At 47.7% G+C, this 4,532-nt stretch carries 5 protein-coding genes; 1 reads left to right on the forward strand and 4 read right to left on the reverse strand.

All coding sequences use genetic code 11. The annotated features are described in order from the left end of the window. The 4 genes from ACQKE4_RS20115 to ACQKE4_RS20130 form a co-directional block, all read right to left on the reverse strand. Positions 1-546, reverse strand: a 546-nt coding sequence (locus ACQKE4_RS20115; RefSeq protein ID WP_427389992.1) for a transporter substrate-binding domain-containing protein, incomplete at its 3' end; no start/stop codon positions are given. 131 nt (positions 547-677) lie between these two features. Further along, on the reverse strand, positions 678-1,364 hold the full coding sequence (locus tag ACQKE4_RS20120; RefSeq protein ID WP_427389993.1) for a hypothetical protein: 687 nt from the start codon (positions 1,362-1,364) through the stop codon (positions 678-680). Positions 1,365-1,542: 178 nt separating this feature from the next. After that, entirely contained in the window at positions 1,543-1,734 is a 192-nt protein-coding gene (locus tag ACQKE4_RS20125; RefSeq protein WP_427389994.1) for a hypothetical protein, read from the reverse strand. Between the two features lie 21 nt (positions 1,735-1,755). Then, a complete protein-coding gene (locus ACQKE4_RS20130; RefSeq protein ID WP_427389995.1) occupies positions 1,756-2,109 on the reverse strand; it encodes a hypothetical protein in 354 nt (117 codons plus the stop codon). A 323-nt stretch (positions 2,110-2,432) separates the two neighbouring features. Between ACQKE4_RS20130 and ACQKE4_RS20135 the strand changes: the two genes are divergently transcribed. After that, the gene (locus ACQKE4_RS20135; protein ID WP_427389996.1) at positions 2,433-3,404 is read left to right on the forward strand and encodes an Rpn family recombination-promoting nuclease/putative transposase; all 972 of its coding nucleotides are present in this window, start codon (positions 2,433-2,435) and stop codon (positions 3,402-3,404) included. Positions 3,405-4,532: the final 1,128 nt, after the last annotated feature.

Genomic DNA, 4,532 nt, shown 5'->3' on the forward strand with positions numbered 1-4,532 from the left:
CACAAATGCTTCTACTCTGCCCAATGCTACGTCTTGCTCAATATTGGATTCATAAGTGCGAATATCAATTTCATCAGCATTGGGTAGCTCGCGCAAAAGCTGCTCGTAATTAGACCCCAAGTTCACCGCAACGCTTTTGCCGGATAAATCTTCAACGCCCTGGATAGTGTCATTGCCTGCTCGCACTACAACCTGAGCACCGTCGTACACATATGGTTCTGTGAATACGTACTTGGCTTCGCGCTCTGGGGTGATAGTGATCTGGTTAGCAATGGTATCGATCCGCCCAGACTCAAGCATACCCGCTAAGCCTGAAAAGCTAGCGGTAACGAACTCGATGTCATCACCCGAAAGCTCGCCAACGGCGTTCATAACATCAACCTCAAAGCCTTTCAGCTCGTCCTGCTCAACGTAGGTGAATGGGAAATAACCACCCGACATGCCCACCCGCAGCGTCTCAGCTTGAGCAGTGGCGGCGAATAAACCGCTGGTAACGCTCAAGGAGAGCGCGGTAAGGGTATGATTAAGCTTACGTGTTAATAGCATGAATTCGCTTCCTTATTAGGGCCGCCTAAATAGCTAGGAAACCTTTAGCAGGCGATAGTTTACTCCGCCACTTATAACAAATAAAAGAATATAAAATAAATTTTTTATTCTTTTTTGGAATAACATCTCCGCTAACCCTGAGTGATTACCTTAAACGTTTCAGGTGTCGATGGCTGGCGATCCACATCCAAAATGCTTCCGCCTAACGCGGCCAACTCACGGCTAAACTCAATCAGTTTTTTCAACTGCACTTTATCGAACCCACGTTTACGCTGAGGCTTTTTAAGGATCACACTGACGCCGCTAACCAGCTGCTCAGTTTGTAGAAAGGACGCTGGTGGCGGCATTTCTCCAGGCGGATAGGCGTTGGCAACCCGCATGGGATTCTGTGGAGTAACGCCAGGGACAACATATACCTTCAGCACCTCATCATAATGAGCCTCCCACTTCTGTAGGCTTACTTGGAGCTTTTTATTGAGCGCAGTATCGGGCTGATCAAACATCACAAACAGGACATGTGTATTGTTATCTTCTTCAGTAACCGGGAGTACTTCCTCTAGGCTATCGTCTTGCTCGGGTAGCGTAGAGGAGGTACTTACCTTCACAACAGTGTTATCAGCACTGGGCTGTACATGGCTTCTTCGCTCAATCGCCGGGGTTAATTGACGGCCTAGCTTCAGCCACTCCGCCATTTTCCAGCCACCACCTTCCAGCACCGTTCGTTTACTGAGTAAAAAGTAGGCAGTAATGACCAGGCTATTAAAGCTTAGCCAGGCTGCCGCAATAGCCAGTGTTACCGCCAATTTATGCGGATCCATGCGTTGATTTCCTGCTTAAGAGGAACATGAAAGTTGAGCACCCCACAGACCTAGGGGGTGCCATGACTAACCTCTCATTATCGAACATAAGCCAGGAAGATCAATGTTAGTGGGCAAGCCATTAGTGGGGTGGGCAAAAGGAAGGGGGTTGATGGCCTTGGCCGTCCTTCCTTTTGACTTAACGCAACATGGCCAACGTATGCTCGCGCTGTTTTTTTATGGCGTTATCCAAAATATCCAGCAGTGCTTGGTAATCTTCCGGCATGGTGTCATTTAGGCCGTAAACTTCGGCTCGGTCGATGGTAGCTTGAGTATCGCGAATAAGTGTTTCTAACGCTTGGATCACCTGCTCGTGTTCATCGGGATGCATTAGTCACACTCGCTTCGCGGATTAGCGCGCTTGTTGTAAGCGTTGTACCCGGTTATAAAGCGTTTTGACGCTTTCAACAGCAACACTTTCGTGTTGGCCCAGGGTGAGCAGCACATCTTGGCGCGGGTCATTGATCACCGCTTCAAGCTCCTTATTATAACGCTTTAATAGATGTTCCAGGTTCAACCGAATCATGGTGAGTTCCAGCTGGAACTCTACCTGTAACTTAGTATAGCGTTCAATTTGGGTAGGCAGCTGGCTTGTATTAAGAACGGCGTTAATTGTCTGCTCAATATGCTTTTCGACGGCGTTGAGCTTGGGGATTAGCTCTGCCACTACGTACACAGCAGATATGGTATCGGCGTGTGGCTTCACGGTACTCCTAACGGTGTAAGCTGATCAATGTAAGCGCCCAGCCTACCAGCACTACTAGCGAGCCTAACGGTTGATTACCTCTATGAAGCGACAGCATATTGTTGGGTACGGCTACCCCACACACTTGAGCCACCTCTTGTGAAATGGCAGACAATGAAAAATAGACATATTTTCGTAGCGGTATAGTGCTTAAAATTCAACAGCTTTAGCGTCGTACCGTTAGTCTCTTATCCCTCGCTTCCCACGCTTATTAAAAAGACCTCGACCACCCTGTATGCTAATATTTCTTAAGCAAATTTTGTTGACTAACTCAGGAGCGGTTCATGGCAACGATTACCCACAACTACCATGACACAGGTTACAAAGAGCTGTTCAGCTACCCTGAGTTCATTCAGCAACTGATTGAAGGTTTTGTACCTGCCGACATCGCTCAACTGATGCGTTTCTCGACGCTCAAAAACCACAGCGGCAATTACATCACACCGTTGTTCGAAGAGAAGTTCGAAGATGTGGTGTGGTCGGTTGAGATCACTTGGCAGGGCATCACACAAGAAGTGTATCTATACATCTTGTTGGAGTTCCAATCTTCGGTTGATCGCACCATGCCAATCCGCTTGATGCACTACGTGGCCTGCTTTTATGATCACCTACTCAAGAATGGCACGACGACACCAAGTAAGGGGCTGCCTCCTATCTTGCCGATTGTGCTCTATAATGGTTCTGAGCGATGGACGGCCCGCCAGGATATTTATGACATGGTGTACCCGGAACCGCCCGCGTTCCTGCAGGTCTATCAACCACACCTGCGTTATTACCTGGTTGATGAAGGGCGCTATACGGATGAAGAGCTGGTACTGCGTCAGACACCGCTAAGCGGCGTGTTTAGCATAGAGAAGGCGTCTACCGACAGGAAAGGGCTTCAGCAAGCCGTGGATCGGATCGTCGCCATTATACAAGCCGAGCCCGACAAAGACCGGATGGATAAAATCATCACCCGCTGGCTCAAGCGTCATCTTCAGCGGCTTGGGGCGGAGGTCAACCTGGATCAGCTCAATAGTTTGGTGGAGGATAAAGACATGCTGGCAGAAAATCTTGAAAACTGGGCGCAGCAAGAGCGTCAGGCGGGCCGTCAAGAAGGCCGTCAAGAAGGCCGTCAGGAAGGTGAGCAATTGGGTATCCAAAAAACTGCTCGAAACTTACTAAAGCTAGGGGTGCTCAGTAACGAACAGATTGCTGAGGCAACGGGATTAACGGTTGATGAGGTTGCCAAGCTGCGCGTCGAAGACAAGCATTGATCCGATTTCATGCCGCCCGTTAAACGGTATGGCAAAACATGCCGTGGCTAACTTCAAGGGAGTGCAGTAAGGCGTTATATTTCACCACCCGCTGGCTCAAGCGCCACCTTTAGCGGCTTGGGGCGGAGGTCAACCTGAATCAGCTCAATAGTTTGGTGGTGGATAAAGACATGCTGGCAAGAAATTTTGAAAACTGTCAGCAAGAAGAATGCCAAGCTGGTCGTTTGCAAAAACAATTAGGAAGCCAAGCTAAATGCAACGCCGCGCTTTAACGGATAGCCTGAGCAACCCGCTCTTATTACCGAGATTGAAGAACTGCCCGTGGAACAATGTCACCAAACTGCGTGCTGTGTCTAAGGGCTATCGTTTAGTGTGAGGAGCCACGGTCATTTCCCTTTCCTGCATCCTTTTAGTGAATGCTTTTAGACCGTAGTCGTTCAATTGTTTCTTTTTCTGCCTTAGCGAGTCTATTTCTGATCTCGTCAACCCTCCTGAAGCCATACGAGTTAGTTGGCTTCGTTTGCGGTAAGAGCTGCTGTCCTGATACCAAATATGTTTTGGATTTCATTTCCAAACCTCTCATTAAGTAGCCTTACTACTTTTTGGACGGGATGAAGTCGTGGCTCCTTCATTCTGTCTGTCCATACTTTCTCATCACGGCTCGATTGATTTACATACATACTGTACTGAGTATGCCGAATAAGTTAATACCTCCAGCATGCTTGTTACCTGGATTCAAAGATTACACGCTCATCAGGCATGCCACCTTCTTGACCTAACCAGTATCTTTCCCGGGGGGGGAATGGGGTCATTACCATTTGCAGGCGAAAGCAAGCTTCTCAATTTTTTTGCGTTAGCAATATCAGTTGTCTCTTCAAGACGTTCAATTAAGTTCTCATGCGTCTTTTTAACCAAAAGTACGCTTTCAATTAATGACAAAAAGGCATTTTGGTATAGCCTTAATGCTTTAGAATACTGATTAGTGCCATAATTTTCTTTAAGAGAAAGCGCATCAAAGCTAGGGGCTATACCCTTAGGGAAGGTCTGAATAACTGCCGATATTCGTCAGCTCTCACTTAAGCCGACAAAAAATCGCAAATTCAGACACTCTTCTCCCGTTCTTTGTCT

Origin of the sequence: Halomonas sp. NPDC076908, from assembly GCF_050269715.1 — a bacterium.
Lineage (GTDB): Bacteria > Pseudomonadota > Gammaproteobacteria > Pseudomonadales > Halomonadaceae > Vreelandella.